Here is a 25,584-nt window from a genome sequence, read left to right as displayed (position 1 = left end):
GCCCGGCCCCCCGCACGTGGATCGCCCCGGCCGGTTTCCCACCGGCCGGGGCGATCGCGTTGTCCGTACGGGACCGGGGCCGCCCGCCTCCGTGTGCCGGGCGGGCGGGCCGGGGTCAGCCCAGGGCCATGTGCAGCCGCAGGACCAGGCCGTCGCGCCCGGCGCGGATCTCGACCAGGTCGCAGAGCTGGTGCATGATCCACACGCCGCGGCCGCCGGTCGGCGCGGTGGGATCGGGGCGGCGGCGCCCGATGAGCGGATTCGCCAGCCGGCCCCCGTCGCTGATCTCGGCGACGAACGCGCCGGGGGTGCGCCACATCCGCAGGGTCCCGCTGCCGCCGCCGTGCCGCACGGAGTTGCTGGTCGCCTCGCTGACGGCGAGCAGCCAGTCGGTGCGCCGGGCCGGGGGCAGTCCCGCCCCGGCCGCCCAGCGGTCGGCCTCGTCACGGGTGCGCGCCAGGTCGTGCTCCTCGAACGGGACGACGGCGGGGTCGGCCGGCTCGGGCAGCGGGGCGTCGCAGTCGCGGAGCACCTCGTGCGGGTCGGCGTACCGGGGGCTGGGCCGGTAGGCGCCGGGCGCGCCGATGACCGGGTGCGTCCGGTACGCCTCTGCCAGGACGTCCTCGGGGAGCGCGGTGTCGTAGGGGCACAGGATGCTGACCGGGCGGCCCTCGAAGGCGAGGTTGATCAGCGCCTCGTGGCGGGTGGCCTCCCGGGCCTCCTCCGGGGTGCGGCCGAGCCAGATGGGCTCGCCGACGATGGAGACCGGGTCCGGGCCGGCGCGGTCGGCGAAGTCCTGGAGCAGGGACAGGATGCGGCCCGGGTTGCGGCCCGCCTCGGTCATGTCGACCCAGGTGAGGTGCGGGTGGTCGGCGCCCAGGGCCTCGCGCAGCGCCGCGTGCCGCTTGCCGGGCACGGCCACCAGCACGGGGTGGGCGTGGTCCAGGGCGCCGCGGACGAAGGCGCGCAGGCCGTCGGCGTACTCGTCCTGGGTCCCGTAGAACAGGGCGGGGTGGAAGAAGGCGTCCTGCCGGCCGGTGTCGCCGGTCGTGCGCATGAAGGTCGTCATCGGTCCACGACCTCCAGGGCGGTGCCCAGCGTGGGGAACAGGTCGAGGAGCCGGCGCAGCGTGGGTGGTGGTTGCCGCAGGAGGACCGGATCGCCGCCGGTGCGGGACGCCGCGGCGTCGGCGAGGGCCGCGAGCGAGGCGGCGTCCAGGTGGCGCAGGTCCGCCAGGTCCAGTTCCACGCGGGGGGCGGCCGCGCCCCGGACGGCGGCGGCCGCGGCCGTGACCACCTCCCGGGTGTCGTACCCCGCCGAGCCGGAGAGCCGGAAGCCGGGGTGGTCCGCCAGGGGGGCGACCTGCAGCACGGGGTCGGCGAGGGTCTCGCCGCGGTGCGTCAGGTGCGCGCCGGTCAGGACGTCGAGGTACGCCTCGGGCAGCAGCCGCCGGTCGTAGAAGCACCAGGCGGTGAGCGGCAGCCGCGCGAACACCTCGTCGTGGATGCGCAGTTCGTACTCCAGCAGCCGGTCGGCGCCCGCTATGTCGCGGACGCCCCAGGACATCTCGCCGATGGCGCGCATGCCGTTGTGCCCCTGGGCGAAGGCGTCGTCGAGCGCGTCCGCCCAGAGCCCCATCATGGCGTCGGGGTCGAAGCCGCCCTGGGCGAGGTACGTCTGGGCCGCGGTCGAGACGGTCAGCTGGCCGCGCGACAGGGCGCCCGGTACGTCGACGCCGCCGTCGGAGAGCGCGGCCAGGACCCGTGCGGGCTCGGTGGCGTCCGCGAAGTACTGGACCTGCTCGCCCCGGTCGAGCCCGGCACGGACGAACGTACAGAGCTGTTCCGCCCACTCACGGTCGTCGGAGAAGACCACACTGGTGTGCTGCTCCGCCGCCGACAACCGTGCGTGGGGTGCGCCGGCTCCTCGCACCCTCGTCATGGCCGCTCCTCCTCGTTCGCCCCGGCTCGCGGAATTGTCCGTCAATGGAAGCACATCGGTCCACCCGGCCGGGTCGGTCCGGGCACGGGGCCGGGTGACCGGCCCCGGGTCACAGGCCCTCGACCGTCGTCAGTTCGGCGAGCCCGGAGATCGTCAGCACCGGCGCGAGGAGCGCGGTGGCGATGAGCTCCAGCCGGTCGGCGTGGGAGAAGAGGACGTTGAGGCCGGCGCTGTCCAGGTACTCGACGCCGGTGAGGTCGAGGACGACGGGGCCGGACGCGCTGTCGAGGGCTTCGGCGAGGGCGTCGGTGTTGCTCATGTCGATCTCGCCGACCGCGGTGAGCAGCGTCGTGCCGTCGGCCCGCCGACCGGGGGTCAGGGTGAGCGGAGTGGTGGTCATCACGCGATCCTCGTGTGCATCTGGACGGTGGTGCCGTCGGCGCCGGTGGTGACGGTGACCTGCTGCATCATGGCCTTCATCAGCATGATGCCGCGGCCCCGGTGGGCGTTGGCCTCGGGCTGCGGCGTCTTCCACTGCCCGGAGTCGGCGACGAGCAGCCGCAGATCGGTGACGTTCGCCTCGGCGCGGAGCCGGATGGGCTCGCCCCTGCGGTGCCGGTGGCCGTGCTCGATGGCGTTGGCACACGCCTCCCCGGCGGCGACCAGCACGTTCTGCGCCGTCTGCGGGGGCAGCTGGCAGCGTTCGAGCCAGCTGCGGAGGGTCCTGCGCACGGGGGCGAGCTGGGCGGACTCGGCGGGGAAGGTCAGCTCCAGCGGGGCGGGGTGGCGGTAGAGCAGCAGGGCGACGTCGTCGTCGTAGCCGTTCTCCGGCTCCAGCCGGGACATCACCCGGGTCGCGACATCGTCCACGGCGGCGTCCCTGCCCTCCTGGACGGCCTGGCCGGCCTGGTCGATGCCGACGCTCAGCGGGCGGCGGCGGCGCTCGACGAGCCCGTCGGTGTAGAGCATCAGGGTGGCGAGGGCCGGGATGACGCACTCGCCCTCGGGGCGCGGCCGGCCGGGGCGGACGGCCAGCGGGAGGCTGCGGCCCTCCTCCAGCAGGCGGGTGGTGCCGTCCCGGTGGGCGAGTATCCCCGGCGGGTGCCCGGCGCTGGAGTAGGTGAGCCGGCCGGTCACCGGGTCGAGGACGCCGCAGAAGACGGTGGTGCACTCGGCGCCGGGGACGCCGGCGGCGAAGTTGTCCAGCGCCATGAGGGCCTGGGCGGGGCTGGCGTCCTGGAGGAGCAGGGCGCGGCAGGCGCTGCGGAGCTGGCCCATGACGGTGGCCGCCGCCAGTCCGCGGCCGACGCAGTCGCCGACGACGATGCCGATGCGGTCGTCGGGCAGCGCGACCGTGTCGTACCAGTCGCCGCCGACCTCGAGCGGCCGGGTGGCCGGCTCGTACCGTACGGCGAAGCCGTCGGGCAGGTGCGAGGGGCCGAGGATGGCGCGCTGGAGGGCGAGGGCGGTACGGCGCTGCTGGTCGATCTGGTGCACCCGGACCAGTCCCTGGGCGAGGTGTCCGGCGAGCAGGGACAGCAGCAGCTGGTCCGGCTCGGCGAAGGGCCGGACGCCGCCGAGGTCCACCCACAGCACCATGGGGCCCTCGGGGTGCTCCACGGCGATCCCGGCGCCGGTGCGGTCGGTGAACGGGGTCAGCACGGGCAGCTCCCGCAGGGCGGTGAGCGTCTCGCGGCGGTCCTCGGGCAGGCCGTCCCAGCCGGACGCGGTGTCCGTGGCGGTCAGCGCGGGCTCGCCGCCGGGGCCGAAGACCACGGCGGACACCTCCCGGGCGTGCCAGAGCTGCTTCAGCTCGTCGAGGGCGCCGGACAGCGCCTCGGTCAGGCCGGCCGCCTGGGTGAGGCGCAGGCTGAGCGCCGCGAGGGCGCTGTCGCGCTGGACGGCGTAGTGCTCGGCGGTGACGTCGCGGAAGGTGCCGACGGTGACGCTGCGGCGGGTGTCGGGGTCCTGGGCCTTGTTGAACGCGGCGTCGATCCAGAGGCGGTGGCCGTCGCGGTGGGTGACGGGGATGGTGAAGCGCCCGCTGCCCTCGGTCATCAGCAGGTCGAACGCCTCGGCGACCCGACGGTGGGCGTCCGGGTCGCTGTCGGCGGAGGGCCACCAGGGGTGGACCGGGGCGTACGGGAGGTCCTCGGGGCCGTAGCCGAGGATGTCGGTGAAGGCGGTGTTCAGCTCGATGACGGCGCCCTCCTCGTCGCAGACGAAGAACGCCTCCTGGAGGGAGTCGACGAGCGCGGTGCGCCAGCGCGCGTGATGGGTGCGCAGCCGGGACAGTTCGACGTTGGCCCGTACCCGGGCGAGGAGTTCGGCGGCGGCGAAGGGCTTGACGAGGTAGTCGTCGGCGCCGGACTGCAGGCCCTCGATGGACGCCTCCTGCCCGGCGCGGGCGGAGAGCAGCAGGACGGGGACGGCGGCCGTACGCGCCTCGGCGCGCAGCTCCCGTACGAGGGAGAGGCCGTCGAGGCGGGGCATCATGACGTCGCTGACGACGAGGTCGGGGGCGTCGGCGCGGATGGCGCGCAGGGCGTCCAGTCCGTCGGGGACGGCCTCCACCTGGTAGCCGGCGCCGCGCAGGATGCGGGTGAGGTACTCCCGCATGTCGGCGTTGTCGTCGGCGATCAGGACGCGGGCGGGGACGACGGGGCCCGAGGTGTAGGCGCCGCCGGTCGCGGAGGTGTCCGTGCCGGTCCGCGGCGCGCCGGCCTCCTCCGTGGGCAGCCAGCGCAGGGCCTCCTGGACGAACGGCTCGGCGGTGGCGGAGACGGCCGCGGCGGGCGCGGAGGGGACGAGGGCCCCGGCGGGCAGGTGGTCGGTGCCGAAGGGCAGCCGGATGGTGAAGCGGGTGCCCTCGCCGGGCGCGCTGTCGGCGGTGATCGTGCCGCCGTGCAGGCCGACGAGCTCCTTGACCAGGGCGAGGCCGATGCCGCTGCCCTCGTTGGAGCGGGAGCGGGCGGACTCGATGCGGTGGAAGCGCTCGAAGAGCCTCGGCATCTCCTCCTCCGCCACGCCGATCCCGGTGTCGGCGACGGTGACGACGGCATGGCCGTCCTCGGCGCGGACCCGGACGGCGATGGAGCCGTCGAAGGTGAACTTCAGGGCGTTGCTCAGCAGGTTGAGGACGACCTTCTCCCACATGCCCCGGTCGATGTGCACGGGCTCGGCCAGCGCGGGGCAGTCGACCTCGAAGGCGAGCCCGGCCTTGTCCACGGCCGAGCGGAACACGCTGGCCAGCTCGGCGGTGACGGCCGGCAGGTCGACCGGTTCGTACCGGGCCTGCATCCGGCCGGCCTCGATGCGGGAGAAGTCGAGCAGGCTGTTGACGAGCTTGCCCAGCCGCAGGCCGTTGCGGTGGATGGCGTCGAGTTCCTCGCGGGCCCGGGGGTCGGCGCCCTCGAATCGGCCGCGCAGCTCCTCGACCGGCCCCATGATCAGGGTGAGCGGGGTGCGGAACTCGTGGCTGATGTTGGAGAAGAACGCGGTCTTGGCCCGGTCCAGCTCGGCGAGCTCCTCGGCGCGCCGCTCCTGCGCCTGGTAGCTGCGGGCGCTGGCCACGCCTGCCGCTATGTGCCCGGCGACCAGTTCGACGAAGCCGCGGAAGCCCGCGTCCAGGGGGCGGTAGCGGTTGAGCCCGGCGACCAGGAAGCCGTAGGGGGCGCTGCCCTGCTGGAGCAGCGGTACGACGAGGGCCTCGGCGGGCGGCTTCGGCCACGCCCCGGCGGGCAGCCCGGTGAAGGGTGCCGCGTCGAGGGGTACGGTCACGGACTCGCCGCGGGCCAGGGCGGCGGCGGGCCACGGCACGTCCGGGTCCCCGGCGCCCGGGCCGCAGGCGCCGGCCGTACCGGCGCTCTCCTCCGCGTCGCCGGCGGGGGCGCCGGACGGCAGGAGCGCGGGGGCGGCGGGGTGCCCGGCGGGCAGTCCGGTGGCGGCGGCCAGCCGTGCGGTGCCGTCCGGCTGGAAGAGGTACGTCAGCGTGAAGGGCAGGTCGCGCTGGTTGCGGCCCAGCTGCTCGCCGGCGAAGGCGAGCATCTCCTGCTCGGTCCGGACGACGCTGGGGTCGGAGCCCAGGTCCCGGAGGGTCGCCATCCGCCGCTCGCCGATGACCCGCTCGGTCTCCTCGCTGACCACGCAGAGCATGCCGACGACCGCGCCGGAGTCGTCCCGCAGGGGGCTGTAGGAGAAGGTGTGGTAGCTCTCCTCGGAGTAGCCGGAGCGCTCCAGGAACAGCAGCAGCGCCTCGTCCCAGGTGGCCTCGCCGGTGGTGAGGACGGCGTCGATGCGGGGGCCGATGTCGTCCCAGATCTCCGCCCACACCTCGTCGGCGGGGCGGCCCAGGGCCCAGGGGTACTTCTGGCCCAGGGTGTCGCGGCGGTAGGCGGCGTTGCAGAAGAACGTCAGCTCCGGTCCCCACGCCATCCACATGGGGAAGCGGGAGGACAGCAGGATGCTCACCGCCGTCCGCAGGCTCTGCGGCCAGCTCTCCGGGACCCCGAGCGGGGTCGCCGTCCAGTCCACCGCGGCGAGGTCCGCGCCGACCTCGGCGTCGGCGGCGAACACCTCGCCGGCCGCCCCGCCCGGCGACGGGTGCCCGGCCTTCCGGGCACACGCCTGCCCGGCGTCTTCAGCACGCGTCACGGGAGACCCTCTCGTCCAACCAGCCCCACCTGCCGGACCGCGCCACCGGGATCCGGCCGGTCGCGGCACCACCGCCGGGGGCGGCACGTGACCCGGGCGCGGGGTCCGACGTCCGTCGTCCCGCACCCCGGACCGCCCCACCCACCGGCGCCGATCACTCCGTAGGATAAAGCGTCGAAACGGGGTACCAGCACTCGGCATGGTGAGAGCACGAGACGCGCGCAGGGGGCGGGACGATGACCTCTACTTCACCGGTACCGGTGCTCGCTTCGCCGCCCGGCGGCGAGAGCTCGCCACACGACGGCGACAGCTCGCCACGCGACGGCGCGAGTTCGCCATGCGATGGCGAGGGCGAGCCGCTCGACGAGGAGGGCCGCGTCACCGCGCTGCGGCGGTACCCCCTCGACGACCCGTCCTCGGACCACACCTTCTCCCGGATCGCCTCGCTGGCGGCGCGGATCTTCGACGCGCCGATGGCCGGGGTGGCGTTCGTGGAGGCCGACCGGATCAGGGTCAGGGCCGCGCACGGCCCGGCCGGCTCCGCCGAGACGCTCCGCGTCCCGGGGCTGTCGGCCTCCGCCGTCCTCGGCCCCGATCCGTACGTCGTGACCGACGCCCGCGCCGATCCGCGCACCGCCGGGCACCCGCTGGTCACCGGCGGCCCGGGCATCCGCTTCTACGCCGCCGCGCCGGTCACCACCGCAGACGGCCACCGCCTCGGCACCGTCCATGTCATGGACACCCGGCCGCGCCACCCCACGGACGACCAGCTCGGCAGCCTGCGGGACCTGGCGGCCCTGGTGATGGAGGAGCTGGAGCTGCGGCTGTCCGCGCTGCGCACCGTCGCCGCCGAGCGGGCCCGGCGCACCGACGCCGAGCGGCTGGCGCGCACCCTCCAGCGCACCCTGCTGCCGCCCGTCCTGCCGACCGTGCCGGGCCTGTGCGCGACGGCCGCGTACCACCCGGCGTCGGCGGACGAGGTCGGCGGGGACTTCTACGACCTGTTCCCGCTGGACGACGGGCGCTGGGCGTTCTTCATCGGCGACGTGTGCGGCAAGGGCGCCGACGCCGCCGCGCTCACCTCCCTGACCCGCTACACCCTGCGGGCCGCCGCGATCTACGACCCCGACCCGTGCAACGCCCTGGCCAACCTGGACGCGGTGCTCAAGGGCGAGGAGCAGGGCAGCACGCCGCGCTACTGCACGGCCCTGTTCGGGGTGCTCGAACCGGAGGCCGGCGGGTCCTTCGCCGTCACCCTGGCCGGCGGCGGTCACCCGCCCGCGCTCGCGCACCGCGCCGACGGGACGGTGGAGCCGGTCTCCACCCTCGGCGGGCAGCTCATCGGCATGCTCCCGGCGCCCCGGTTCGTCCGGACGACGACGCGCCTGAGACCCGGTGACGCGCTGCTGCTCTACACCGACGGGCTGGTCGAGGCCCGAACCCCGGGGGGCGGCCTGCTGGGGCAGGACGGGCTGGTCCGGCACCTGGCGGCCCTGGGCGCGCCGACCGCCGACGCGCTCCTGCACACTGTGAACGGCCTCCTCGGCGACCTGGGCCGCGGAGTCGGTGACGACACCGCGCTGCTCGTCCTGTCCGTACCCGCGACACCCGTATGACCATCGGCGACACCCGCATGACCCACCTGGAGAACCGGTGACCGAACCCATCCTGACCGTCGACCAGCAGCCGCACGGGGCCGGCCGGATCCTGCTGAAGGTGACCGGCGAGCTGGACCACCACACCGCGCCCCGGCTCAGCCGGGAGCTGACGTCGGTGCCGCTCGCGCCCGACGGGGCCCTGGTGCTGGACCTGTCGGGCCTGACGTACTGCGACTCCACCGGCATCACGGTGCTGGTCGGCGCCTACCACCGCACGGAGGCGGCCGGCTGCCCGCTGGCGCTCGCGGGGCTCAGCCCCGACCTGACCCGGGTCTTCCACACGGTCGGCCTGGACCAGGTCTTCACCTTCCACCCCACGGCGGACGACGCGCTCAGGGCGCTGGCGCACTGACACGACCGGGGTCGGCGCCCCACTTAGGTATACCTAACTTTCTTGCGAGACACAACATCTGGGGTGCGCGCCACCAGTCGGTTCCAGATGTAGTGTTGGAGCCGCTGGTGGTTCGCCGGGCACTGCGGTGCCCGGCGAGGCAAGAGGGAACCCGGTGCGAATCCGGGACTGCCCCGCAGCGGTGAGCGGGAACGACCGCCGTCATACGCACTGGGCCCCGTGCGGGGGCCCGGGAAGCGACGGCCAGTAGGTGGCCTGACGTCGTCAGGCGATGTGCCCGCGAGTCCGAAGACCTGCCACCGGTGCGTGCGCCGACGTCCGGCGTACGCGCTTCGAGGCCCCGAGGGAGGGCCGCGTGGCCGTCGTACGGACCCGGCTCCGGCGTGCCTTCGCGCGCCGCCGTCCGCTCTCCGCCCCACGTGCCGCCGTGCCCTCCTCCGGTCCCCGGAGCCGGACGGGAACGAGCGAGAGGAGGCGGCGGACCGATGAGCGGTCTTGTGTATTTCTCCAGCGTCTCGGAGAACACCAGGCGCTTCGTGGACAGGCTGGGCCTGCCGGCCACACGCATCCCCCTGCACCCGCGCCGCGACGGCATGCCGCGGGTGTCCGAGCCGTATGTGCTGATCACGCCGACCTATGGCTACGGCGACGACCCGCTGAAGCGGAAGGTCGCCTCCACGCTGCTGTCGTCGCTGCTGCTGTACGCGGGCTTCTACCTGCCGCTGCACTTCTCCACGCACGCGCTGCTCACCAACACCGCCGACATGGTCCGGCTGATCCTGCGCGACAAGGCGGTGCACGGCTACTACTCCGGCTACACGTACCAGCGCGGCCTGGAGGGGCGGACTCCCGCCGGGCAGGAGGAGATGCGGGCCTTCACGTACGAGCTGCTGGAGGAGCTGTACGAGCTGGAACTGCGCTACTCGGGCGAGCTGTACGAGCCGCTCGGGCTGATGGACGACGTGGCGGTCTTCGTCCGCTACAACGCCGACAAGGCGCTGATGAACCTCGGCTACCCGGCCCGCTTCGGCGCAGCGGGGACGGAGGTCAACCCGGAGATCCTGGCGGCGCTGTCGCCGGGCGCCGACGAGAACCACGACTTCTTCTCCGGCTCCGGGTCGTCGTACGTCATGGGCAAGGCGGAGGACACCTCCGACGACGACTGGGACTTCTGAGGAAGACGGACGGATGCACGGACACGAGAACCACCCCATACCCGCCCCCCGGGAACCGGAGGACGCCGCGCCCGCGGCGGCCTACGGCCCGTGCGTGCTGCTCAAGCACGGTGAGGTCTTCCTCAAGGGGCGCAACCGCCACCGGTTCACCGAGCGGCTGCACGACAACCTGCGCGTGGCGCTGCGCGGCGTCGGCGGCTCCACCTGGATCAAGACCGCCCAGAACGTCACCGTGCTGGGCGGTCAGGTCCCCCGGGACGCCCTGGTGGAGCGGGCGCGCCGGGTCCCCGGGTTCAACACGGTCGAACCCGCCGTGCGGGTGCCCAGCACCCTGGAGGGCATCAGCGCCGCGGCGGCGGACGTGCTGGGCGAGGTGGCCGCCGGGCGCCGGGTGCGCGGCTTCGCGGTACGGGTGCGGCGGCGGGACAAGCGCTTCCCGCTGACCTCCTCCCGGATGGAGGCGCACCTGGGCAGTCACGTCCTCGGGGCGGTGCCGGGCCTCCACGTCGACCTCACCTCGCCGGACGTGACCCTGAGCGTGGAGATCGACCGCAAGGAGACCTATCTGTCCTGGGAGCGGCTGCCCGGCCTGAGCGGGCTGCCCGTGGGGGCCAGCGGCCGGGCCCTGGTCCTGCTCTCCGGGGGGTACGACTCCCCGGTCGCCGCCCACCGGGCCATGCGGCGGGGGCTGGCGTGCGACTTCGTGCACTTCAACGGCGCCCCGTACACCAACCCGTCGTCGGTCTACAAGGCGTACGCCCTGGCCCGGGAGCTCAACCGCCACCAGCCGCCCGGCGAGCTGTACGTGATGGCTCTCGGCACGGCGCAGAAGCAGCTCGCCGTGGCCGGGGCCGGACGGCTCCAGGTGGTGGCCCAGCGCCGGCTGATGGTGCGGACCGCGTCCGCGCTGGCCGCCCGCACCGGCGCCCAGGCGCTGGTGACCGGCGACAGCCTGGGGCAGGTGGCCAGCCAGACCCTGGCGAACCTGGCGGCGGTGGACGAGGCCGCCGCGCTGCCCGTGCTGCGCCCGCTGATCGGCTGGGAGAAGCAGGAGATCATCGACGAGGCCCGGTCCATCGGGACCGCCGGCATCTCGGTCCTGCCGGACGAGGACTGCTGCAGCCTGCTCGCCCCGCCCCGGGTCAGCACCCGGGCGCGGCTGCCGCAGCTGCGGTCGGTCGAGAGGCGCCTCGACCTGGACGAGGTGGTGGAGGCGCTGCTCGGTTCGGCGCAGGTGCTGCGGCCCGGAGCGGACGGTGAGGAGGACCCGCGGGACCCCGCCGCCGGCCGGTGCGCGGCGCCCGTCTGACGGGCGCCGCGACGGGCCCGCCGGTCAGACGGTGAGCGGGGCGTAGGCGTCGGGGCGGCGGGTGGTGAGGAAGGGGAAGAGCTCCAGCCAGTCGCGGCGGGCGTCCAGGTCCAGCTCCGCCACCAGGACGGCGGGCTCGTCGCGCGGCGCCTGGGCCAGCACCCGGCCGTAGGGGTCGGCGATGAACGAGCTGCCGTAGAAGGTCAGTCCGTTCTCGGAGCCGATGCGGTTGGGCACCACCATGAAGGTGCCGTTGGCCGCCGCGTTGCCGGTGATCACGCGCTGCCAGATGGGCTGAGTGTCGAACCCGGGGTGGCCGGGCTCGGAGCCGATGGCCGTGGGGTACACCAGCACGTCGGCGCCGGCCAGCGAGTAGGCGCGGGCCAGCTCGGGGAACCACTGGTCCCAGCAGGTCGGCAGGCCCAGCCGGGCCTCGTCGACCTCGACGGTCGGGAAGGCGTCGTCCCCCGCCGGGCCCTGCCGGAACCAGTGGTCCTCGTAGTAGCCCTCGGAGACCGGGATGTGGGTCTTGCGGGTACGCCGGACCAGGGTGCCGTCCGGGGCGACGAGGACGGCGGTGTTGTAGCCGAGGCCGTCGTCCTCGCCGCCGGGCGCGGGGGCCCGCTCGTACAGGGAGGCGTGCACGTACACGCCGTGGATGCGGGCGGCCTCGGACGCGAAGGCGAGGGTCGGGCCGGTGCGCAGGTCCTCGGGCTCGGCCGGCTCGGGGTGGTCGGCCTTGCGGACCACCGCGAAGTACGGCGAGAGCGTCAGCTCCTGGAGGCAGACCACCCGGGCGCCCTCGGCGGCGGCGAGCCGCACGCCCTCCATCAGGGCGGCGCGGTGCTCGGCGGGGTCGCGGTGCCAGCGCTGCTGGACGGCGGCGACCCGCAGCGGGGAGCGGTCGGCCGGGCGCTTGCGGGCCGGCGAGGCGGGCGGGGTGAGGGCGGTGATGACGCGCATGGGGATCCAGACGGGTGGAGAGCGTGCCGGAACGTTCCGGCACGGGGGTGGGCGGAGGTGTGCCGGAACGTTCCGGCAGCCTGACCGTAACCCCTGCCGGAACGTTCCGGCAAGAGGTTCGCCGCCTCTGCCGGAACGTTCCGGCGGGACCGTCGTCACCTGCGCCGGAATCTTCCGGCGTACGAGTGGGCCGCTGGCTGCCGGAACGTTCCGGCAGCGGGAGGCCGACCGGATAGACTCCCGGCGTGACCGCCCGCACCGTGACCCTGATCGATGTCGCCCGAGCCGCCGGGGTGTCCAAGAGCACCGCCTCCGACGCGCTCCAGGGGTCGGGCCGGGTGGCCGAGGCGACGCGCCGGCGCGTCCGGGACGTGGCCGAGGAGCTGGGCTACCGCGCCAACAGCGCCGCCCGGCGGCTGCGCCGTTCGCGCACCGGCGCCGTGGGCCTCCACCTCCCGCACACCGCGACCCGGCTCGACTACTACATGACGCTCGCCTTCGGAGCCGTCGAGCGCTGCCAGGAGGAGGGGCTGGACGTCATCCTGCTCGGCGCGCGGGGCGGGACGCACGGCCCGCCGGCCTCCCGCATGGACGGGCTGCTCGTCATCGACCCCGACGCCGCCGACGTCACCGTCCCCCGGCTGCTCGACGCGGGCCTGCCGGTCGTGACCGGTGAGCGTCACCTCGGCCCGGCGCCCGCCCCGAGCGCCGCCGTCGTCTGCGACAACGCCGCCTCCCTGACCGCCCTGCTGGACCACGTCCACGAGCGCGGCGCCCGCCGGCCGGCCCTGCTCGCGCCCCGGTCCGAGTCGGCCTGGGCGCGCGCGCTGCGGACGGCGGCGGAGAGCTGGAGCGCCGCCCACGGGGTGCCCGTCGCCGTCCGTCCGGTCCCGTTCGCGGCGAGCGCCGGCGAGGCCGCCGGTGCCACCCGGGAGCTGCTGGCCCGCGATCCGGCGACCGACGCGGTGATCTGCGGCCCCGACGGGGCGGCCGTGGGCGTCCTGCGCGCGGCCGTGGCGGCGGGCCGGGTCCCGGGGCGGGACCTCCTGGTCGCCTCGTGCGTCGACGGCGCCGCCGTACGCGCGGGCGATCCGCCGGTCACCGCCATCGACCTGCGCCCCGCCGACTACGGGCGGGCCTGTGCCGCGCTGCTCTGCGACATCCTGCTCGACCGCGCCGCCCCGGACACCGTCCGGCCGCACGCCTGGTCGCTGGAGGCCCGCGCCTCGACGGCGCCACCGGCCTGAGCCGCGGGACGCCCCGGGTACGCCCCGGGGAGGCGTGAGCCCTACGGGAGATCCGGTTGCGGCGCTGTCGTGGCCGTCGCTCCCGCGGCGGTGGCGGCCAGGTAGGTGATGCGGAGGGTTCCGGTGGTGGGCTCGCGGTCGACGAGGACCCGGACGCCGTAGACCGTCTCGATCAGGTCCGGGGTGAGGACGGCCTCGGGGGCGCCCGCCGCCGCCACCCGGCCGTGGTCGAGGACGACGAGGTGGTCGCAGTACCGGGCGGCGAGGTTGAGGTCGTGCAGGGCGACGACGCAGGTGACGTCCAGCGAGGTCAGCAGGTCGAGCAGTTCGAGCTGGTGGCGGATGTCGAGGTGGTTGGTGGGTTCGTCGAGCAGGATCTCCCGGGGCTCCTGGGCGAGGGCGCGGGCGAGTTGGGCGCGCTGCCTCTCTCCCCCGGAGAGGGTGTGCCAGGTCCGGTGCTGCCTGGCGGTGATGTCGGTCCGTTCCAGCGCCGCGTCGACGATCCGCCGGTCGCGGTCGGTCAGCGCGTCGAAGCGGCCGCGGAACGGGGTGCGGCCCAGCTCCACGACCTGGCGGACCGTGACGTGGTGGTGGGCGGTCACGTCCTGCTCGACGACGGCGAGGCGCCGGGCCCGCACCCGGCGGCCGAGGTCGTGCAGGCCGGTGCCGTCGATGCGGACGTCCCCGGTGTCGGGGCGGCGCAGTCCGGCGAGCAGGCGCAGCAGCGTCGACTTGCCCGAGCCGTTGGGGCCGAGGAGGCCGACGACCTGCCCGTCCCGGGCCTCCATGTCGATGTGGTCGAGCAGCCGGTGGCCCTGGACCGACCAGGAGAGCCGGGTGGTGGTGATGCTGCCCATCAGGACTCCAGACGCTTCAGGACCAGGGCGAAGGCGGGCGCGCCCAGCAGCGCGGTGATGACGCCGGCCGGCAGTTCGTGGGGCGAGAACGCCGTCCGCGCGAACACGTCCACCCAGATGAGGAAGACGGCGCCGACGATCGCGGACAGGGGAAGCAGGGAGCGGTGCGTGGGGCCCGCCAGGATGCGTACGGCATGGGGGACGAGCAGCCCGATGAAGCCGATCGCGCCGGAGGCCGCCACGGCGGCGGCGGTCATGACCGAGGTCAGCACCATCAGCCAGACGCGGGCCGCGGTGACGTTGACGCCCAGGGCCTCGGCGGAGTCCCAGCCGAAGGTGAAGGCGTCGAGGGCGGGCGCGAAGAACTGGACGGCGGCCACGCCGGCCAGGATGACCACCACGGTGACGGCCACCCCCTCCCACCGGGCGCCCGCGAAGGTGCCGAGCAGCCAGTAGGTGAAGCCGCGGGTGGAGTTGGCGTCGCCGCTGACCATGAGGATCACCGAGGTGACCGCGGCGAAGAACTGGGACACCAGCACGCCGGTGAGCACCACGCGGGAGGGGCTGGCCACGCGGCCCCCGCCGAGCAGGACCAGCAGGACGGCGAAGGAGACCAGGCCGCCGGCGAACGCGCCGGTCGACAGGGAGATGCTTCCGCCGATGCCCAGCAGGAGCACCGCGACCGCCCCGGTGGAGGCGCCGGAGGAGACGCCCAGCAGATAGGGGTCGGCCAGGGGGTTCCTGGTGACCGCCTGAAGGACCGCGCCGGAGACCGCGAGGGCCATGCCGACGGCCGCGGCGAGCAGGACGCGCGGAAAGCGGGACTGCCAGATCAGGGCGTCGTGGAGGCCCGGCAGCGGTGGCGTGGGGGCGAGGGATTCCAGGCCGGTGTGGCGCAGGATCGTCGAGACGACGTCCAGGGCCTGGATGTCCGCGCTCCCGAACAGGGTCGCGGTGACCACGGACACCAGGAGTCCGGCGACGGCCAGGAGGAGGAGCACCACGGCCGGGACGCGCCGCCGGCGCACCGGCACCTTCTCACCGCCGGTGGGCGGGGTGCCGGTGCGCGCGGGGGTCGTGTGGGAGGTGGTCGTCATCGCCGGGGGTCAGCCGAGCTTCTTCAGTCCGCCGACCAGGGCGGGGACCACGGAGGCACTGCCGTAGCTCGGATCCATCGCCGCGCCGGGGAGGGTGATGAACCGGTTGCCCTTGACCGCGGCGAGTTTGCTGGTGAGGGGGTCCTTCTTGAGGAGTGCGATCTTCTCCTTGGCGGTGTCGTTGGGTTCGCCGCGGGTCAGGTCGGCCAGGATGATGACGTCGGGGTTGCGGGCGGCGACCTCGTCCCAACTGACCTCGGCCCACTTGGTCTTGGCGTCGGCGAAGATGTTCTCGACCCCGACGAGCTGCGAGATGTGCTGCGGCAGGCCACCGGGGCCGGCGGCCCACGGCGTGCCCTCGAAGGTGGAGTAGAACCACATGACCTTCAGCGGCTTGTCCCGCTTCCCGGCCTCGCCGACCGCCTTGTCGACCACGGCCTTCTGCTCGGCCGCCAGCTTCTCCCCCGCCTCGGGCACGCCCATGATCTTCCCGAGCCGGCGGTACTCCTCGAACAGCATGTCGAAGTTCGCGTCGGGCACGGCCTGGTGGTACGCGCAGTCGAACTCGGTCAGGTAGGTCGGTACGCCCAGGTCGTGCAGCTCCTTGCGGTCGCCGGCCTCCTCCTTGGTGAGGAAGCTGGCGAACGAGCTGTAGACGAAGTCGGGTTGTGCTTCGAGGAGCTTCTCGTGCTTGACGGTGCCCCCCTTCGCGGACAGCTGGGGGATCTTCTTGTACTGCCCGGCGACATCGGCCGAGGGCTTCTCGATCTCGTAGCCCGTGCCGGCGATCCGGTCGCCCACGCCCAGGTGGATGAGGATCTCGGCGGCGGCCTGGTTCAGGGTGACGACCTTCCGGGGCGCGGACGTGTACGTCACCTTGGTGCCGCAGTTGTCGAGGGTGAACGGGTGGGCCGTGGCGTTCTTCCCGTCGGCGGTGTCCTTGCCGGCGGCGGCGCCGGAGGTCGTGTCGCCGGCGCAGCCCGCGACGGTGAACGCCAGGAGGGCGGCGAGTGCTGTGGTGGTCTTCTTCATGGTCCTTGCTCGGGGAGAGTCGGTACGTGAGGGCGTGCGGGCGGTACGAGATCGGGCGAGGGCGCCGCTACCGGAGCATCGCGGCCAGCCGGAGGTGGACCTGCTCGTCGAACAGGCCGTTCGCCGCCATCCAGTCGTCGTTGAACACGGTGTCGAGGTACTTGTCGCCGCCGTCGCAGACCAGCACGACGACGGTGGCGCCGGGCCCGGCGGTCCGCGCGCGCTCCAGGGCCTTGAAGACCACGCCGCCGGCCGAGCCGCCGATCAGGACGCCGACGTTCCTGGCCAGGTAGCGGCAGGTCTCGAAGGCCTCCGCGTCACTGACCTTGACCCCCTCGTCGATCACGTCGTAGTCGACGACGCCACCGATCTCCGAGCCCTCGGGCGTACCGGTCCCGGACTGGTGGTACGGCGCGCCCGGCCCGCCGAAGACGACCGACCCGACCGGCTCGACGCCGACGACCGTGAGGTCCGGGATGCGTTCCCGCAGGACGCGGGCGGTGCCGCAGAGCGAGCCGCCGGTGCCGACCGCCCCGTACAGGTAGTCGATGCCGTCGCCGAGGTCGTCGTGCAGTTCGCGGGCGAGCGGCCGGTAGCCGTTGGGGTTGCCCATGTTGCGGTGCTGGGCGGTCCAGTACGCGCCGTGCTCGGCCGCGAGCCGCTCGGCCACGGTGTCGCGCTCGGCGGTGGCGAGGCCCTCCTCGTCCCCGGCGACGTTGAGGATGTCGGCGCCGTAGGCGAGCATGCCGCGCAGCTTGTCGGTGCTGGAGTGGTTGTCGACCACGGCGGTGAACTTGTAGCCGCGTTCGGCGGCGACGAGTGCCAGGCCGAGCCCGGTGTTGCCGGAGGTGGACTCGACGAGCCATCCGCCGGGGGCGAGCAGCCCGGCCTCCTCCGCCTCGTCGACCATGTTCCTGGCCATCCGGATCTTGGCGGTGCCGGTGGGGTTGAACTGCTCCAGCTTCAGCAGGACGGTCGCCATGCCGTCCGCGACCGGCAGGGTGAGCAGGGGCGTGCGGCCTATCAGGTCGGATACCTTGCTCGTGATCACAGCGTTCCCTTCGCGCAGATCTCCGTCAGACACCGCACGAACACGTCGTTCTCGTCGGGTGTCGACAGGGAGGCTCGGATGTAGGTCTCGTATCCCGGCTCGCGCCACGCCTTGACGATGATTCCGGCGCGGTGCAGCTCGCGGGCGACGCGGTCGGATCGGTGACCGGTGTCGATGAACAGGAAGTTGGTCGCGGACGGGACCACGCGCAGTCCCGCGCCGCGCAGCCGGTCGGTGACCCTGGCGATCTCCAGGCCGGTCCGGCGCACCGTGCCGGCCAGGTGCTCGTGGTCGCCGAGTGCGGCGATGGCGGCGTCCTGGGCGGGCTGGTTGACGTTGTAGGGCGTGCGGACCCGGTCCAGTGCCTGGATCAGGGCGGTGTCGGAGGCGATGCCGTACCCGACCCGGAAGGCCGCCAGGCCGTACGCCTTGGAGAAGGTGCGCAGCACGATCCACGGCCGGTCCAGGCGGCGCAGGGCCTCCAGCCCGTCGGGGTACGCGGGGTCGGTGCGGGCGAACTCGCCGTACGCCTCGTCCAGTACGAGCAGCGCCGACTCGGGTACGGCGGCGACGACCTGCTCCAGTTCACCGGCGCCGATCACCGCGCCGGTGGGGTTGCAGGGGTTGGCGAGGAAGACGAGTTTGGGGCCCGCGGCCAGCGCGTCCCGCCAGGCGGCCAGGTCGAACCCGAAGTCGTCGGTCACCGGGACCTTGGTGACCCGGGCGCCCATCACGCGGGGGAAGATCTCGTGCAGGGCGAACCCGGGCGCCTGGGTGACCACCAGGTCACCGGGGTCGAGCACCGCCTGGCACAGCAACTCCAGGATGTTCTCCGAGCCGTTGCCGAGGACGATGTGCCCGGCGGGCACGTCCAGGGTGGTGGCAACGGCCTCGGCGAGCCGCTTGCCGGTGGGGTCGGGGTAGCGGGAGACACCGCCGGCCAGGGTGCGGCGTACGGCGTCGGTGACCGCGGGAGAGACGCCGTACGGGCTCTCGTTGTTGGACAGTTTGATCACGCGGCCGCCGCTGAGGGCGGCCACCTCGTCCGGGTCGGCGCCGGGGTCGTAGAGCGGCAGGCCCGCCACTTCGCCGCGTATCAGGGGTGCGGAGGTGGCCGGTGCGAGGACGGGGTTCATGACGGCTCCGATCGCGGGACGGGTGCGCCCGAGGTCTCCCGGTGGAGCCGGTCGACGCGGCGCAGGAACGCGACCAGGAGGATGGCGGCGGTGGCCGCGAGGCCGATGGTCTGGCCGATCCAGACGCCCTCGACGCCCCAGTCGGCGGTCACGCCGAGCAGGTAGCCGGCGGGCAGCCCGATCAGCCAGTAGCCGACCAGGGAGATCCGGAAGGGCCCGGCGGTGTCGCCGATGCCGCGCAGGATGCCGTTGCCGATGTTCTGCGTGGCGTCGAAGACCTGCATCAGGGCGGCGATCAGCAGCCCGGTCACGGTGAGCGCGACGATGTCGGTGTTGCCGGCGTGCTCGGCCGACAGGAACAGGGACACGATCGGCTCCGGGATCACCAGGTACAGGACGGCGATCAGCAGCGTCGCGATCACGCCCCAGGCCGTGCCCAGGAGCCCCGTGCGGCGTGCCGTGGGGTAGTCGTCGAGGCCGTCGGCCTCGCTGATGTGGATGGACGCCGCGTGGGACAGTCCGGCCGAGATCATGAAGACGATGTAGACGATCTGGTTCAGCACCGTCTGCGCGGCCAGGGCGTCGACCCCGAGGGAGCCGATGATCAGGGTGAGGACGCTGAAGAACCCGGCCTCCGAGGCGTAGGTTCCCGAGATCGGCAGGCCGAGGCGCCAGACCGACCGGACCGCGTCCCCGTCCCAGCGGCGCGCGGCGGGCGCGGTGAGGTACGGGCGCAGCAGGGGGTCGCGCAGGATCACCGCGACGAACGCCAGGAAGGACAGCAGGAACACCGTGACGGTGGCGATGGCGACGCCGGTGAATCCGAACTCCGGCAGGCCGAACTCGCCATAGATCAGTGCGTAGTTCAGGGCGATGGTCACGCCGACCGAGGCCAGGGTGATGGCCAGCAGCGGGCCGGGGCGCTTGAGGCCGGTGGTGACGTGCCGCAGGTTCTGGAACCACAGGCAGGGCAGCATGCCCGGGGCCAGCACCAGCAGGAAGTCACCGGCCTTGTCGACCACCTCCGGGTCCTGGCCGAGCAGGAGGAGCAGCGGTCCGATCAGCAGCAGCGCGGCGCAGAACACCACACCGCAGACGGTCGCCCAGAAGAAGCCGGCGAACAGCAGGGCGCCGATCCGCTCCCGGTCGTCCCGCACCCGCGCCTCGGCCACCAGGTTGCTGACCCCGGTGACCAGGCCGGTCCCGGTGGTGCGCAACTGATTGAACAGCGCGATGGCCAGACCGGCGGCGGCGATCTCGACCGCCCCGAGCCTGCCCAGCATCACGATGTCCACGGTGGTCAGCGCGACGTACGCGAAGTTGGTCAGGATCAGCGGGAACGCGAGCCTGAGCAGCGCCCGGGAGTGGGTGACCCACCAGCCGGCGCCGGCCTCCGTCGGGGCGGCGGCAGTGTCCGTCGTGTCGGTCGTGTCGGTCGTACGGGTACCGCTCACCAGAAGTTGACCTTTTCCCCGCGCCCGCTCGCCTGCGCGAGGTCGGCTATGTACCGGCCCAGTGCGGCGTCCGTGACCGCCATGCCGCTGTTGTAGGCGAAGACCACGTCGTCCGGGGTGCGCCGGGCGGGTGCCCGGCCGAGCAGGACGTCGGGCAGCTGGGCGTCGACCGACGGCAGGCTGCCGTCGTCGCCCCGCAGGTCGTCGCAGGTGGCGTGCATCTGGGCGGTGTCGGTGGCGATCCGGTAGTCCGCGCCGTGGCACACGTCGGCGTGCACGCCGTATCCGAGGAGTACGGCGACGGAGCCCGGCTTCAGCCAGTCCCGCCGGACCTCCTGGGTGACGGACAGGCCGGCGGCGCCGATCACGATGTCGGCCTCGCCGGCGGCCTCCCGGAGATCCCCGACGATCTCGACCTCGCGGCCCTCGACGCTGTCCTGGACCGCGCGCAGGCCCTCGGGCCAGGTCCCGGCCACCTGGAGGCGCTCCAGTCCCGGCAGGGCGGCGACCAGCATCGGCAGGGCCGCCTGCCCCTGCACCCCGGTGCCGACGACCAGGGCGGTCCGGGCGTCGGGGCAGGCCGCGCGGGCGAACAGCGCGGTGGTGGCCGACGACCGCAGGGGGCCGAGCTTCACCACGTCCATCAGCGCGACGGGCGCTCCGGTGGTGTCGTCGACGAGGAAGACGAACGAGTGGAACCGGTAGCTGTCCCGGGTGCGGCGCGGGTCGAACTCGTAGACGGCCTTGAAGCAGACGGTGCCGCTGCCCCCGTCCCTCGCCACCATCGAGTAGCTCAGCGAGTGGTGGCCGGGATCGTCGATGATCGTCTTGACGGGGTTGTCCGAGCCGCCCTCGCGCAGTGCGCGGTAGGCCCGCTCGACGACCTCGATCACCTGGCGGTGGTCGAGGTCCAGCCCTTCCTGCTGGGACTGCGGCAGGAGCCACAACTGCCCGGGCGGGGCGTAGCTCTGTGACATGCGGGGGTGCTCCTTCAATCGGGGTGTCACGTCAGATTCCGTCCAGGCACCAGCGCGGCCCGGCCTGGCCGCCGCCGAGGCGGAGGACGGCCTTCAGGGGCAGCGGCGCGTCGTGGAACGGTGATTCGTTGGAGTCCATCTGGTAACCGGCCGTGTTGAGGTAGACCAGGTGGTCACCGCGGTGCACGGGCCGGGGGAAGCCGATCTTCCGCCAGGTCACCAGGTCGCTCTCCAGGCAGGTCGAGCCCGCGACACAGGCCGGGAACAGCTCGTCGGCGGCGGGCCGGGCGGACAACAGCAGCGGGTCGGGCAGGTAGTCGCTCTGGAACCACTGCTCGGAGAGGCTGAAGCTGCTGCCGGCGACCGTGACGATCGCGTACCCGTCGGTGTCGCGCCGGTCGTCGACCTGCTGGACGCGGAAGAGGGTGAAGCCGGCCTGGTCCAGCAGGGCCCGGCCGGGTTCGACGACGAACCGGATGCCGTGGCGCTCCGCCTTCCGCGCGAGGCTCCCGGCGCCGTCGACCGGGTGCGTCATGATCGCGCGCACCGCCTGGGCGGCGGGCTGTCCCCCGTACGGATAGAAGCCGTTGAAGTCCTTGGCCGCGTGGTAGTGGGAGGGCGCGTTCTGCTCGACGAACGCGTCCCAGAGCCGTGGCTCGACATAGCGGACCGGCAGCCCGCCCCCGATGTCGACCAGGGTGGCGGTGGGTGAGCCGCGCCGCCGGGCGTCGAGGCAGTGGTCGATCATCTCGCTCGCGGCGCGCGCGCGTTCCTCGGCGGAGTAGCCGTTGAGGTGGAAGGAGAAGCCCTGGAGCGTGATGTGGCCGGTGAGTTCGGCGCACAGGCCGACGGCCGCGTCACGCTCGGCGGGGGACATCCCGAAGCGGCTGCCGGGCTGACCGGTCGTGCGGGACCGCAGCAGCACTCGCGCCCGGCTGTGTGCGCGGCACGCGGCGGCGGCCAGCCGGCGCAGTTCGCTGACCGAGTCGACGGCGACCAGGCAGTCGTGCTGGACGGCGAGGGTGAGGAGGGTGTCGTCCTTCTCCGGGCCGGATATGCCGATGCGGTGTCCGGGCACTCCCCCGGCCAGGGACTTGACCAGTTCGGGGGTGCTGGCGGCGTCGACTCCGATCCCGAGGGCGGCGGCGGAACGGATGTAGCAGTCGGCCTTGTTCGCCTTCTTGGCGTACAGGAGGTCGGCGGTGGCGCCCGCCTCGGCGAACGCCTGCCGGAGGCCGGTGACGTTCTCCTCGAAGATCTCCGGCAGCACGATGTGCAGCGGTGACCCCAGGCCGTCGAGCAGGTCGGACAGCAGGGTGCGGTGATCGGCCAGAAGCGTGGAAACCGTGGGGTGCCGGAGGGCGGGGAGCGCGAAGGGGCGCACTCCGGCCGTCGAAAGCCCCGGCGCCGACTGTGAGGTGAGCACCCCGTACTTCTATCTGATGATGACACTCATTTTCAACAAGCGGTCGGAGTTCGGTCCATTCATGAGGCACGGACAGGAACAAGCGAGGCAAAACGGGCGGAGGTCGGCGCACCGAGGGCGCGACCGCACCTCCCGCCCGCTCACTGGTGCACATGCGCGCGCTGCCCCTCACGGTCGAAGATCATGATCAGCTCGGCGGGGCCGTCCAGTGCGGTGATCGCGTGCGGGACCATCGTGGCGAACTCCGCCGCCTCCCCCTCGGCGACATCGATCTGCCGCTCGCCCAGCCAGAGCCGCACGCGCCCCTCCAGGACCAGGAACCAGTCGTGGCCCGGATGCACCCGCTGCGCGGGCCGCGCGGCGGACGGCTCCAGGCGCATCTTCATCGCGACCGTGCGCCCGTCCGGCCGGCTCAGGTGCCAGGTCGTCCGCGCGCCACTGCTGTGCGCGACCGGACGGATCACGACGTCCTCGTCCGTGGGCACCTCGAAGAGCACGTCGAGACTGACATGCAGGGCATTGGCCAGCGGCACGAGCACATCGAGGCTCAGGGTGCGCTTGCCCGTCTCGACGCGGCTGATGGTCGACGGGCTGAGGTTGGTGCGCTCGGCCAGCTCGTCGAGCGAATACCCCAGGGTGGTGCGCATGCTGCGCAGGCGCGACCGCGCCAGGGCCTCGATGTCGGCGATTCCGTTCATGTGTCCATCCTGGCACTCCTTGCGGATTGCGCAAGACGCTTTGCGAAGACCGCCGGGCGTCGTACGGTCGGAACCATGAACCAGCACTCCGGGCACACCCGGCATTCATCCCCTTCCGACCATGGCGCGCACGGCGGCGAGGGCCGGCCCCCCACCCAGGAGCGGCACTGCGACGTCGCGGTGATCGGCGGCTCGGCCGCCGGCCTCGGCGCCGCCCTGCAGATCGCCCGCCAGCGGCGCAGCGTCGTCGTGGTCGACGACGGCACCCCGCGCAACGCCCCGGCCGCACATATGCACGGCTACCTGGGGCACGAGGGCGCCTCGCCCGGCGAGCTGAGGGAGACCGGCCGCGCCGAGGTGCGCGCGTACGGCGGGGAGGTGCTCGCCGGCCGGGTCCTGGGGGTGCACCGCCGCGACGACGGCCGGTTCCGGCTGGACCTGACCGGCGGGCACACGCTGGTGGCCCGGCGCGTCCTCGTCGCGACCGGCCTGTCCGACGAGCTGCCCGAGATCGACGGGGTCGCCGAGGCATGGGGGCGCGGTGTGATCCACTGCCCGTTCTGCCACGGCTTCGAGGTGCGCGACCAGCGCCTGGTGCAGATCGTCACACACCCCCTGGGGCTCCACCCGGCCCCGCTGTTCCGGCACTTGACCGACCGGCTGACCGTCGTGCTGCACGACCCGGCCGGGCTGGACGAGGCAGCCGTCGCCGCCCTCGCCTCCTCCGGCGTCCCGGTCGAGCGCGGCGTGGTCCGCCGGGTCCTCACCGGGCCGGACGGGGAGGTGTCCGGGGTCGAACTCGACGGCGGTCGCGTGCTGGAGGCCGACGCGGTCGTGGTCGGCCCGCGGTTCACGGCACGAACCGGTGTGCTGGCCGGAGTCGGGCTCGCCGCGACCCCGCACCCGTCCGGTGCCGGCGACGTCCTGGCGGTCGACCCGCGCGGCGAGACCGCCGTACCGGGCATCTACGCCGCGGGGAACGTCACCGACCCGAGCCTGCAGGTGCTGCCGTCGGCCGCCCAGGGCAGCCGGACGGGCGCCATGATCGCCTTCAGCCTGGCCGAGGAGGATCTGCGCGACACCGTCCGGCACTCGGGCGAGGAGGCCGACTGGGACCAGCGGTACGGGGGCCCCGACCGGACCTGGAGCGGCAACCCCAACGGCACCCTGGTCCAGGAGGTGTCCGGGCTGGCCCCGGGCCGGGCGCTCGACGTCGGCACCGGCGAGGGCGCCGACGCGCTCTGGCTGGCCGAGCGCGGCTGGAAGGTGACCGCCACCGACATCTCCGGCAACGCGCTCGCGCGGGTCCGCGCCGAGGCCGAGCGCCGCGGGCTCGCCGTCGACCTCGTACGCGGCGACGCCAACGATCCGGCGCCGTTCGGCACCGCGACCTTCGACCTGGTCTCCCTGCAGTACGGCTCGTTCAAGCGGACGCCCGACCGGCGCGGGCTGCGCAGCCTGCTCGCCGCCGTCGCCCCCGGCGGCACGCTCCTGGTCGTGCACCACGACCCCGCCCCGGCGCACGGCCCGGTGGACGTCGCGACGCAGACCCGGATGTACGACCCGGAGGCGTTCGTCGGTGTGGCCGAGATCGCCGCGGCGCTCGCCGCCGACCCCGGCACCTGGGAGGTCGAGGTCCACGAGACCCGGCCGCGTCCCCCCGGCGCGGTCAGCACCCACCATGTCGACGACGTCGTGCTGCGCGCCATCCGGCGAGCGGTCTGACGGGTACGCCGCCGCGCGGCCCGGGGTGCCGGGCCGGTCAGTCCTTGAGCGCCACGAGCACACAGCTGTCGCCCACCTGCCACACCGGGGCGACATGGCGGAACCCGGCCCGGCGCAGCAGTTCGGCGTGCCGGCCGAGCGGCAGATGGTGGTTGGCGGCGCCGGACGCCGGGCGGGCCCGCTCCCGGCGCGCGAACAGGCCGGCCAGGTCGGGGTCCGCGGCCGCGGCCAGCCACCAGGAGTCCCAGTCCTCGTGGCCGTGGCCGCCGGACCGCTCGGCGCGGCGGCGCCCCACATGGGCGGTCAGGTGCGAGCAGGGCCCCTCAGTGGCGGGGAAGTGGTCCCCGTTCACCAGGGCTCCACCGGGGCGCAGGAGCACCGCGATGGCGCGGTAGGTCTCCAGCAGGACGGGGGCGGGCAGGTAGTGCAGGGCGGTGGTCGACACGGCGGCGTCGAGGCCGCGGTCCAGCCCGAGGGCGCCGGTCCAGCCGTCCTCGCCGATCACCGCGTCCACATACCGGGCGGCGTCCCCGTGGTGGGTGCGGCCCAGTTCCAGCAGGACGGGATCCATGTCGACCGCGACGATCTCGGCGTCCGGCAGGCGGCGGGCGAGCCGGGCGGACAGGGAACCGGGCCCGCAGCCCAGGTCGAGCAGGAGCGGCCGGGGGCGGCCGGCGCAGATGTGCTCGACGACGTCCGAGATCACCGTGAAGCGCTCCTCGCGGTCGACCGCGTACCGCTGCTGCTGCTGTTCCCAGCGCTCCACCCACGTCCTGGCCGCTGCCATGCTCACGCCCACCGGTCGCGCCACCTCTTCCGTTCTCCACCTGCCG

General features: G+C 73.8%; 21 protein-coding genes and 1 riboswitch. Of the genes, 6 read left to right on the top strand and 15 right to left on the bottom strand.

The window, feature by feature from the left end:
• Window positions 1–115 precede the first annotated feature (115 nt).
• The 4 genes from ACF08D_RS04680 to ACF08D_RS04665 all read right to left on the bottom strand — a co-directional run bounded on the left by ACF08D_RS04680 (window position 116) and on the right by ACF08D_RS04665 (window position 6,594).
• The gene (locus tag ACF08D_RS04680; protein WP_392221042.1) at window positions 116–1,069 is read right to left on the bottom strand and encodes an anti-sigma factor RsbA family regulatory protein; all 954 of its coding nucleotides are present in this window, start codon (window positions 1,067–1,069) and stop codon (window positions 116–118) included.
• Entirely contained in the window at window positions 1,066–1,941 is an 876-nt protein-coding gene (locus ACF08D_RS04675) for an MEDS domain-containing protein (protein WP_392221041.1), read from the bottom strand. The genes ACF08D_RS04680 and ACF08D_RS04675 overlap by 4 nt, the downstream gene beginning before the upstream one ends.
• 109 nt (window positions 1,942–2,050) lie before the next feature.
• A complete protein-coding gene (locus ACF08D_RS04670) occupies window positions 2,051–2,341 on the bottom strand; it encodes an STAS domain-containing protein (RefSeq protein WP_392221040.1) in 291 nt (96 codons plus the stop codon).
• Window positions 2,341–6,594, bottom strand: a complete 4,254-nt coding sequence (locus tag ACF08D_RS04665) for a SpoIIE family protein phosphatase (protein WP_392221039.1) — start codon at window positions 6,592–6,594, stop codon at window positions 2,341–2,343. The genes ACF08D_RS04670 and ACF08D_RS04665 overlap by 1 nt, the downstream gene beginning before the upstream one ends.
• Before the next feature lie 236 nt (window positions 6,595–6,830).
• Here ACF08D_RS04665 and ACF08D_RS04660 point away from each other — a divergent pair, with 236 nt between their 5' ends.
• The 4 genes from ACF08D_RS04660 to thiI all read left to right on the top strand — a co-directional run bounded on the left by ACF08D_RS04660 (window position 6,831) and on the right by thiI (window position 11,088).
• A complete protein-coding gene (locus ACF08D_RS04660) occupies window positions 6,831–8,210 on the top strand; it encodes a PP2C family protein-serine/threonine phosphatase (protein WP_392221038.1) in 1,380 nt (459 codons plus the stop codon).
• 37 nt (window positions 8,211–8,247) lie between these two features.
• Window positions 8,248–8,604 carry an STAS domain-containing protein gene (locus ACF08D_RS04655; RefSeq protein WP_392221037.1) on the top strand — a complete coding sequence of 119 codons (357 nt, stop codon included), beginning with the start codon at window positions 8,248–8,250 and terminating at the stop codon, window positions 8,602–8,604.
• A gap of 91 nt (window positions 8,605–8,695) precedes the next feature.
• Window positions 8,696–8,920, top strand: a riboswitch (cobalamin riboswitch).
• A gap of 169 nt (window positions 8,921–9,089) precedes the next feature.
• Window positions 9,090–9,779 (top strand): ribonucleotide-diphosphate reductase subunit beta, encoded by a 690-nt coding sequence (locus ACF08D_RS04650; protein WP_392221036.1) that lies wholly within the window; start codon window positions 9,090–9,092, stop codon window positions 9,777–9,779.
• 13 nt (window positions 9,780–9,792) lie between these two features.
• Entirely contained in the window at window positions 9,793–11,088 is a 1,296-nt protein-coding gene (gene thiI, locus ACF08D_RS04645; protein ID WP_392221035.1) for a tRNA uracil 4-sulfurtransferase ThiI, read from the top strand.
• Between the two features lie 24 nt (window positions 11,089–11,112).
• Here thiI and ACF08D_RS04640 read toward each other — a convergent pair whose 3' ends face one another.
• Window positions 11,113–12,051, bottom strand: coding sequence for a carbon-nitrogen hydrolase (locus ACF08D_RS04640; protein ID WP_392221034.1), 939 nt, complete (start codon window positions 12,049–12,051; stop codon window positions 11,113–11,115).
• 245 nt (window positions 12,052–12,296) lie between these two features.
• Here ACF08D_RS04640 and ACF08D_RS04635 point away from each other — a divergent pair, with 245 nt between their 5' ends.
• Entirely contained in the window at window positions 12,297–13,298 is a 1,002-nt protein-coding gene (locus tag ACF08D_RS04635) for a LacI family DNA-binding transcriptional regulator (protein WP_392221033.1), read from the top strand.
• Window positions 13,299–13,339: 41 nt separating this feature from the next.
• Here the strand turns inward: ACF08D_RS04635 and ACF08D_RS04630 are convergent, their stop codons facing one another.
• The 9 genes from ACF08D_RS04630 to ACF08D_RS04590 all read right to left on the bottom strand — a co-directional run bounded on the left by ACF08D_RS04630 (window position 13,340) and on the right by ACF08D_RS04590 (window position 23,026).
• Complete coding sequence (locus tag ACF08D_RS04630) at window positions 13,340–14,155, bottom strand: ABC transporter ATP-binding protein (protein WP_392221032.1); 816 nt, start codon at window positions 14,153–14,155, stop codon at window positions 13,340–13,342.
• Window positions 14,155–15,252, bottom strand: coding sequence for a FecCD family ABC transporter permease (locus ACF08D_RS04625; protein ID WP_392221031.1), 1,098 nt, complete (start codon window positions 15,250–15,252; stop codon window positions 14,155–14,157). The genes ACF08D_RS04630 and ACF08D_RS04625 overlap by 1 nt, the downstream gene beginning before the upstream one ends.
• A 9-nt stretch (window positions 15,253–15,261) precedes the next feature.
• Window positions 15,262–16,284 (bottom strand): ABC transporter substrate-binding protein, encoded by a 1,023-nt coding sequence (locus ACF08D_RS04620; RefSeq protein ID WP_392221030.1) that lies wholly within the window; start codon window positions 16,282–16,284, stop codon window positions 15,262–15,264.
• Window positions 16,285–16,351: 67 nt separating this feature from the next.
• Window positions 16,352–17,335, bottom strand: coding sequence for a PLP-dependent cysteine synthase family protein (locus tag ACF08D_RS04615; protein WP_392221029.1), 984 nt, complete (start codon window positions 17,333–17,335; stop codon window positions 16,352–16,354).
• Window positions 17,332–18,471: a histidinol-phosphate transaminase gene (gene hisC / locus ACF08D_RS04610; protein ID WP_392221028.1), complete on the bottom strand. Its 1,140-nt coding sequence runs from the start codon at window positions 18,469–18,471 to the stop codon at window positions 17,332–17,334. Before hisC ends, ACF08D_RS04615 begins: the two co-directional genes overlap by 4 nt.
• Window positions 18,468–19,925 carry an MATE family efflux transporter gene (locus ACF08D_RS04605; RefSeq protein ID WP_392221027.1) on the bottom strand — a complete coding sequence of 486 codons (1,458 nt, stop codon included), beginning with the start codon at window positions 19,923–19,925 and terminating at the stop codon, window positions 18,468–18,470. Before ACF08D_RS04605 ends, hisC begins: the two co-directional genes overlap by 4 nt.
• Complete coding sequence (locus tag ACF08D_RS04600; RefSeq protein ID WP_392221026.1) at window positions 19,922–20,902, bottom strand: ornithine cyclodeaminase; 981 nt, start codon at window positions 20,900–20,902, stop codon at window positions 19,922–19,924. The genes ACF08D_RS04605 and ACF08D_RS04600 overlap by 4 nt, the downstream gene beginning before the upstream one ends.
• Before the next feature lie 31 nt (window positions 20,903–20,933).
• Window positions 20,934–22,328 carry an alanine racemase gene (locus ACF08D_RS04595; protein WP_392221025.1) on the bottom strand — a complete coding sequence of 465 codons (1,395 nt, stop codon included), beginning with the start codon at window positions 22,326–22,328 and terminating at the stop codon, window positions 20,934–20,936.
• Window positions 22,329–22,468: 140 nt separating this feature from the next.
• Entirely contained in the window at window positions 22,469–23,026 is a 558-nt protein-coding gene (locus ACF08D_RS04590) for a helix-turn-helix domain-containing protein (RefSeq protein ID WP_392221024.1), read from the bottom strand.
• A gap of 75 nt (window positions 23,027–23,101) precedes the next feature.
• On the opposite strand from ACF08D_RS04590, the gene ACF08D_RS04585 reads away from it, so the two are divergent.
• Window positions 23,102–24,751, top strand: a complete 1,650-nt coding sequence (locus ACF08D_RS04585) for an FAD-dependent oxidoreductase (RefSeq protein WP_392221023.1) — start codon at window positions 23,102–23,104, stop codon at window positions 24,749–24,751.
• A gap of 37 nt (window positions 24,752–24,788) precedes the next feature.
• On the opposite strand, the gene ACF08D_RS04580 is transcribed toward ACF08D_RS04585, so the two are convergent.
• Window positions 24,789–25,550 carry a class I SAM-dependent methyltransferase gene (locus ACF08D_RS04580; protein WP_392221022.1) on the bottom strand — a complete coding sequence of 254 codons (762 nt, stop codon included), beginning with the start codon at window positions 25,548–25,550 and terminating at the stop codon, window positions 24,789–24,791.
• Between the last annotated feature and the right edge of the window lie 34 nt (window positions 25,551–25,584).

It is taken from the genome of Streptomyces sp. NPDC015131, from assembly GCF_043079975.1.
In the GTDB taxonomy this organism is placed as follows: domain Bacteria; phylum Actinomycetota; class Actinomycetes; order Streptomycetales; family Streptomycetaceae; genus Streptomyces.
The sequence above is the reverse complement of the archived record's forward strand: the minus strand, read 5'-3'. Positions and strand labels throughout refer to the sequence as shown.

Excerpts from the sequence above, each read along its gene's own strand:
- ACF08D_RS04680 (WP_392221042.1), bottom strand. The coding sequence starts at position 1,069 with ATGACGACCTTCATGCGCACGACCGGCGACACCGGCCGGCAGGACGCC.
- ACF08D_RS04675 (WP_392221041.1), bottom strand. The coding sequence starts at position 1,941 with ATGACGAGGGTGCGAGGAGCCGGCGCACCCCACGCACGGTTGTCGGCG.
- ACF08D_RS04670 (WP_392221040.1), bottom strand. The coding sequence starts at position 2,341 with ATGACCACCACTCCGCTCACCCTGACCCCCGGTCGGCGGGCCGACGGC.
- ACF08D_RS04660 (WP_392221038.1), top strand. The coding sequence starts at position 6,831 with ATGACCTCTACTTCACCGGTACCGGTGCTCGCTTCGCCGCCCGGCGGC.
- ACF08D_RS04650 (WP_392221036.1), top strand. The coding sequence starts at position 9,090 with ATGAGCGGTCTTGTGTATTTCTCCAGCGTCTCGGAGAACACCAGGCGC.
- thiI (WP_392221035.1), top strand. The coding sequence starts at position 9,793 with ATGCACGGACACGAGAACCACCCCATACCCGCCCCCCGGGAACCGGAG.
- ACF08D_RS04640 (WP_392221034.1), bottom strand. The coding sequence starts at position 12,051 with ATGCGCGTCATCACCGCCCTCACCCCGCCCGCCTCGCCGGCCCGCAAG.
- ACF08D_RS04630 (WP_392221032.1), bottom strand. The coding sequence starts at position 14,155 with ATGGGCAGCATCACCACCACCCGGCTCTCCTGGTCGGTCCAGGGCCAC.
- ACF08D_RS04625 (WP_392221031.1), bottom strand. The coding sequence starts at position 15,252 with ATGACGACCACCTCCCACACGACCCCCGCGCGCACCGGCACCCCGCCC.
- ACF08D_RS04620 (WP_392221030.1), bottom strand. The coding sequence starts at position 16,284 with ATGAAGAAGACCACCACAGCACTCGCCGCCCTCCTGGCGTTCACCGTC.
- hisC (WP_392221028.1), bottom strand. The coding sequence starts at position 18,471 with ATGAACCCCGTCCTCGCACCGGCCACCTCCGCACCCCTGATACGCGGC.
- ACF08D_RS04600 (WP_392221026.1), bottom strand. The coding sequence starts at position 20,902 with ATGTCACAGAGCTACGCCCCGCCCGGGCAGTTGTGGCTCCTGCCGCAG.
- ACF08D_RS04590 (WP_392221024.1), bottom strand. The coding sequence starts at position 23,026 with ATGAACGGAATCGCCGACATCGAGGCCCTGGCGCGGTCGCGCCTGCGC.
- ACF08D_RS04585 (WP_392221023.1), top strand. The coding sequence starts at position 23,102 with ATGAACCAGCACTCCGGGCACACCCGGCATTCATCCCCTTCCGACCAT.